This is a genomic window from Empedobacter brevis (assembly GCF_965118635.1).
Classification (GTDB): Bacteria; Bacteroidota; Bacteroidia; order Flavobacteriales; family Weeksellaceae; genus Empedobacter; species Empedobacter brevis_A.
Genome location: NZ_CBCPHV010000018.1, coordinates 21,197 through 27,326, shown reverse-complemented (window position 1 = coordinate 27,326; position 6,130 = coordinate 21,197). Strand labels below are relative to the sequence as shown.

The window sequence follows — 6,130 nt, the reverse complement described above, 5'->3', positions numbered from 1 at the left end:
GTAATATCTATTTTTTTCATTTTTATTTTAATTATTTCATCTATAAAATTACAGTGAAAAGAAGAAAAAACCTATTAAATTACGAAATACATCTATTATATGTTTATTTGTAGTTTTTATAAAATTAGTTGAAAAAAATGTACTTCGAGTCAACTATTTATACTTCTATTAAAGCTTGACGAATTGTATCATAAATATAATTTAGATCTTCAGTCGAAATACAATAAGGAGGAACTAAATAAATGATATTTCCTAATGGACGCAATAATATCCCTTTCTCTAAAAAATAAGGATATAACTTTTCGTGAATATCACTAAAATAAGATGTTTCTTGGTCTGTATTCCATTCCAACGCTAAAATAGTTCCGCATTGTCTAATTACTTTTACTTTGGGATGATGTTGAATAGATGCAACAAAAAGTTGATGTTGATGAACTATATTTTCAATTTGTTGTTGTGTAGAAGTTTGTAGCAATAAATCGAGACTTGCTAATGCAGCCGTACATGCTAGTGGACTTGCTGTAAAAGAATGACCATGAAATAATGTTTTATTTAAATCATCTGCATAAAATGCTTGGTAAATATCGTCTGTACAAGTTGTAATGCCCAAAGGCAAAGTACCTCCTGTTAAACCTTTTGAAAAACACATGATATCTGGAACTTCGGTAAGATGATTTGCTGCAAATAGTTTTCCTGTACGCCCAAATCCTACAAAAATTTCATCTTGAATCATTAAAATATGATGCGCTCTACAACAACGCATCAATTGATCTAAATATTCAGCTTGATGCATCAACATTCCTGAAGCTCCTTGCACCAAAGGTTCGTAAATAAAACATGCTACTTTGGTTGCAACTTCTTTTATTTGGGATTTGATCGCTTCTATATTTTCGGCATTTGGTGTATCAATGAATATAACATCAAAAAGCTTTTCGCTAAAAGGTTCTGTCCAAATTCCTCTTCCACTTACTGACATTGCACCAAAAGTATCGCCATGATAGGCATTTTTGAATGCTAAAATTATAGGTTTATCTTCTTTTTTATTGAAATGATATTGTAAACACATTTTTAGTGCAACCTCAATCGCTGTTGAGCCATTATCGCTGTAAAATGCTTTCTTTTGATTTTGAGGTAAAAGCGCTAACAAACGTTCAGATAATTCTATTGCAGGTTGATGTGTAAATCCTGCAAAAATAACATGCTCTAAAGTTGTTAACTGTTCATACATTTTCTTTGCAATATATGGATGTGCATGTCCATGTAATGTTACCCACCACGAAGAAACAGCGTCTATATATTGTTTGTTATTTTCATCGTAAATATAACTTCCTTCTCCTCTTACGATTGGAATAATATTATTGGCTTTTTTCATCTGTGTGTAAGGATGCCAATTCACTAACTGATCGCGCTCTTTTAATGTGTACATGTCTGAGCTGTTTCTTGTTTAACCATTGATATTAATCCTAAATTTTTAAACATTTGCATGTCCTCTGTTACGCCAGGGTTAGGTGTTACCAATAAGGTTTCGCGTTCTCCTGTAAAAATCGAATTTGCCCCAGCCATAAAACACCAAGCTTGTTCTACTTCTGTCATTTCTATTCGACCGGCACTTAAACGTACAACTGAAGAAGGCATCACAATACGAGCTGTCGCAATCATACGAACCATATCCCAAATATCTACTTTCGGATTATTTTCTAAAGGCGTTCCTTTTACTCTTGCTAAAGCATTTACAGGTACAGATTCTGGATGTTTTGGCATTGTTGCTAAAGTTAACAGCATAGAAATTCGATCTTGATGTGTTTCTCCTAAACCAATAATTCCGCCCGAACAAACTGTAATTCCTGCTTTTCGTACATTTTGAATGGTATTGATTCGATTATCGAATTTACGTGTAGAAATAATCTCATCGTAATAAGCTTCAGAAGTATCTAAATTATGATTATAAGCGTGTAAACCTGATTCTTGCAAACGAATCGCCTGCTCTTCTGTTAACATTCCTAATGTACAACATACTTCTAATCCCAACTCATTTACACCTTTCACCATTTCGATGATTCGATCAAAATCTCGATTATTTCGTACTTCTCGCCAAGCAGCTGCCATACAAAAACGTGATGAGCCCGCTTCTTTTGCTTTCTTAGCATGCGCTAATACCGTTGCTGTTGGTAACAACGCTTCTACTTTAATATCGGTATGGTAACGCGCTGCTTGTCCACAATAGGAACAATCTTCGGGACAACCACCAGTTTTTACAGAAAGTAATGTACATACTTGTACTTCTCTTGGATTGTGCCATTCTCTGTGAACTTTTGCAGCTTGGTAAACTAATTCTAATAATGGTTGATGATAGATTTTTTCAATTTCTTCTTTCGTCCAATCGTGACGTATTTCGTTTGACATTTTCATTGAATTTTAAATATTAACTTGATGTTTAATTGCTTCTGCTTTATTTTTCACTTCGTTTGAATTTATTGAATTGAGTTTTGGTATACTGATGATCGAAATATCGGAAGGCAAATGATTTTTTATAACACGAGCAGTATCTTCATCAAATTCACCATTAAACACAAAATATTCGATAGGGATATTTCTCATTTTTAGCACTTCAATCGTCAATAATGTATGGTTAATACAACCCAAATAATTTGTGGCTACAACAACTGTTGGAAGATTAAATTGCTGAATAAGACCGATCATAAAATCTTCTTCATTGATTGGTACAAATAATCCGCCCGCTCCTTCAATAATAAGGGAATTGGTTGTTTTGGGGAGTTCAAAGTCATTTAAATTGATTTCAATCGCTTCTTCCTTTGCAGATTGATGTGGTGAAGCGGCTTTTTGTAAGCGATAACATTCTTGATGAATCTTCAATTCGGGAGAAGTTAAAGATTTGACCAACAAACTATCTGATGATTCTAAATCTCCTGCTTGTATTGGTTTCCAATAATCCGCTTGTAAAGCTTCAGTAAATATTGCTGAAACAATTGTTTTCCCCACTCCTGTTCCTATTCCTGTAACAAATAATTGTTTAGACATTTTCTTTTATCTTTTCTACTAATTGATTGATTTCTTCTTGTGTGTTAAAAGCATGCAAACAGATTCGTAAGCGCTCTTCTGCTACTGTAGGAGGAAATACTGCAAAAGTGTTTATTCCTGCATCTTCTAATTTATTTTTAACTTTGGTTAGTTGATTTGTAGATTCAAACTTTAGAATTTGAATTGGACTATTTTTATTCGAAGAACTCGTTAAGCCACTATTTCTAAAATGTTTGATATTATGCTGTAATCTTTCTTGAAGCGATTTATTTTCTTTGATAAATTGATAACCTTTTCGTAAACCTACCATATGAAAGTTAGCAATAGCTGTGGTGTAAATAAAAGGTGAAGCATAATTAATGAGATAATCAATGACTAACTGATTAGCTAAAATTGAAGCTCCGCTCATTCCCATCGCTTTTCCATAGGTTACAACCGTTGCAAACACTTTGCATTGTAATCCCAATTGATGAACCAATCCATAACCAAAAACACCAAAAGCATGAGCTTCATCAACTACTAATGCTGCATTATATTTATCAGCTAATTGAACCAATTCAATTAATGGTGCGAAATCGCCATCCATGGAATACAAACTTTCTACCGCGATAAAGCAACCTCCTCCTACTCTTTGTAATAGTCTTTCTAAATGATCTAAATCGTTATGTTTAAATTTTAACTTTTTTGCATTGGATAATTTAATCCCATCATATACTGATCGATGTATATTTTCGTCAACTAAAACAGTATCATGTCGTGATAAAAGTGTAGAAAAAAGTGCTAAATTGGCATTATATCCAGATGAAAAAAGCAATGCTGCTTCCACTTTATGTTCATTCGCAATCAACTTTTCCATTTCATTCAGATAACTTGAATTTCCACTAATCAACCGTGCTCCAGTAGAACCGTAAAGTAAAGATGGTTGGGCTATGAACTCATTTAAAATCTGCTGATGTAAGCTTTCATTTTTAGCTAATCCTAAATAATCATTGCTATAAAAATCAATTCTTGAAGAGGAAAGTTTTAAAGTTCTTTTAATTCCTTTTCGCTCCCTTTCGGATAAAGAAAGTTGCAATGAATTAAGAATTTTCGACATTATTCAATTCATTTTCAATTGCCAAAACCCAATCCTCAAATAATGCTTCTTCTAATTTTATGACTTGATTTGCGTACATTTCCCATTCATTATGAAATTCTTTTAATTGAGAAATCATTTCTTCGAGATGACCTTCTTCTTCGACAATAATAGATTTCACCATCACTTTTTGTTGATGCGTCGTCAAAACTTCTTGATATATTGGATACAATTGATCTGCTCTAACTTCAATCGCATATGTCACAAATAAATAGGCAGCATATTTTAAATCTTCGTCTTCAAGATTAAATTCTTTCTTCAATAAACGACAAACCTGAATATCTAATTGATGCAAATAATACATTGTTGCCTTTGGTGCCAAAAGATAAATAGGCTCGTAATTGATACATGTATCAGGAATTAATTTTTGAATTTGTTTTTTCAAATAATAAGCATGTCGATGTTCTTCTGCTGCATGTTTCAGTTGAATGAGATTCACAAAAGTTTTGTGTTCACATGCCGAAATTTTTCTCGCTCCAGCGTTTTCCATATACGAAAGTGTATTGAGTAACTTTGCATGTAATTTTGGTTCTAAAACAATGTGATTTAATAAATTTTTCAATTGATTTTATTTTTGTCCAAAATTATAAGTCAAACGGATCATGCTAATACGCCACTTTTGTAATAAATGATAGTCCGGATATATTTAAAACTGTTTTAGAATCTCTTAAAAACTTTTAGAATCATCAATATAAAGAAGTTGAATGATTCAACTAATAAACTATTATATTTGTTTTCTAAGCTAGACTTTATTTAAAATGAAATATTTTATATTTTTACTTCTACTCCTAAGCTTTAAAATAGGTGCTCAAAATAGAATTAATACTGATTTTATTGAAATAAACCTGATAGATGCATTCAATTATTATACATTAGAAATTGTTGGAGATAAATTGAAAGATTCTACATATCATGTAAAATATTCATCAAATGAATTTATTAATAAACAAAAAGTAACTAAAATTGAAACGATTGAAATTAGTAAAGCCCAAATGTATTCAATTCAAGAAAAACTGTTAAACATAGATAATATTGCTTTCAAAAGAAAGTCTGAAGCTTGTTTAGATGGTTTATCTTTATCAATCGTTTTTTTTGACAATTATTTTAATCATTCCGTGGAACAAAGGTATTTATGTATAAGCAAAGATGATGAGCTTTTTAAAGCTATTTCTGCTATTTATGATTTAATCCCTCTTAAGGATAAAAAATATTTTAGCAACTAAAATTACTTTTCATTTCCATTATTTGCTTATTAATCTCTTGATTTGTTCAAAAGCTTTTGGAATATATTTTTGGAATAAAGTCTTTTGAATTCGTCTTTAAAAAATTATTTATTAGAGCTATTTCATTGGGTTCAGCTAAAACATAGGCAACTATCTTATTGGCTAGTTTTGGAAGATGAAGTTTAAGAAGTTTTAGTATATCTTCGGGGTTTTGTGCATCAAGAAAATAGGTGCTCAATGGAAAACTATGGTCAATATCAGGAAAAATTTGACTGATATTAGTTGTAAAAATAATACTATGAATTTTCTTACTAATTGCTATCGATCTGTTTAACTCATAGAAATAAGGTAAAGATGCTATATTTCCGATGAATAAATATTCTGCTGCTGTATCGTCTAAAACTAATTCAACTATTGGTTCTTTAAAAAATACTTTGTCTCCTATTTGTACTGATTTTATCCAAATTGCTGTTTCACTTTTATGACGAGTATTGATCACAATATCAATGGTATTGAAAACCGGTTCAAAATTCCAAACTGAAAATTTTTGGAACAATGATTCTGCATTGGCATAAGGATTTGACAAATAAACTTCTAGAGTAAGACCTGCAACATATCTAAATTTAGCAAGGTTTGTACTTTGAAGTTTTATATGGTATATGTTTTTAGCTATTTGGCTATGATGAATCACTGTACCACAATAAATAGTAGATGCTAGATGTTGATTAATCAT

General features: G+C 31.3%; 7 protein-coding genes. 1 reads left to right on the top strand and 6 read right to left on the bottom strand.

The window, feature by feature from the left end; genetic code table 11:
- Window positions 1–157 precede the first annotated feature (157 nt).
- The 5 genes from bioA to ACMHJW_RS14060 are packed head-to-tail and all read right to left on the bottom strand — an operon-like array spanning window position 158 to window position 4,736.
- Complete coding sequence (bioA, locus tag ACMHJW_RS14080) at window positions 158–1,426, bottom strand: adenosylmethionine--8-amino-7-oxononanoate transaminase (RefSeq protein WP_413534040.1); 1,269 nt, start codon at window positions 1,424–1,426, stop codon at window positions 158–160.
- Window positions 1,414–2,403 carry a biotin synthase BioB gene (bioB, locus tag ACMHJW_RS14075; RefSeq protein ID WP_413534039.1) on the bottom strand — a complete coding sequence of 330 codons (990 nt, stop codon included), beginning with the start codon at window positions 2,401–2,403 and terminating at the stop codon, window positions 1,414–1,416. Before bioB ends, bioA begins: the two co-directional genes overlap by 13 nt.
- Before the next feature lie 12 nt (window positions 2,404–2,415).
- A complete protein-coding gene (gene bioD / locus ACMHJW_RS14070; RefSeq protein WP_413534038.1) occupies window positions 2,416–3,039 on the bottom strand; it encodes a dethiobiotin synthase in 624 nt (207 codons plus the stop codon).
- Window positions 3,032–4,135: an aminotransferase class I/II-fold pyridoxal phosphate-dependent enzyme gene (locus tag ACMHJW_RS14065; protein ID WP_413534037.1), complete on the bottom strand. Its 1,104-nt coding sequence runs from the start codon at window positions 4,133–4,135 to the stop codon at window positions 3,032–3,034. Before ACMHJW_RS14065 ends, bioD begins: the two co-directional genes overlap by 8 nt.
- Window positions 4,119–4,736: a hypothetical protein gene (locus ACMHJW_RS14060; RefSeq protein WP_413534036.1), complete on the bottom strand. Its 618-nt coding sequence runs from the start codon at window positions 4,734–4,736 to the stop codon at window positions 4,119–4,121. The genes ACMHJW_RS14065 and ACMHJW_RS14060 overlap by 17 nt, the downstream gene beginning before the upstream one ends.
- A 196-nt stretch (window positions 4,737–4,932) precedes the next feature.
- On the opposite strand from ACMHJW_RS14060, the gene ACMHJW_RS14055 reads away from it, so the two are divergent.
- Window positions 4,933–5,397 carry a hypothetical protein gene (locus tag ACMHJW_RS14055; protein WP_413534035.1) on the top strand — a complete coding sequence of 155 codons (465 nt, stop codon included), beginning with the start codon at window positions 4,933–4,935 and terminating at the stop codon, window positions 5,395–5,397.
- Window positions 5,398–5,443: 46 nt separating this feature from the next.
- Here the strand turns inward: ACMHJW_RS14055 and ACMHJW_RS14050 are convergent, their stop codons facing one another.
- The gene (locus ACMHJW_RS14050) at window positions 5,444–6,130 is read right to left on the bottom strand and encodes a hypothetical protein (RefSeq protein WP_413534034.1); all 687 of its coding nucleotides are present in this window, start codon (window positions 6,128–6,130) and stop codon (window positions 5,444–5,446) included.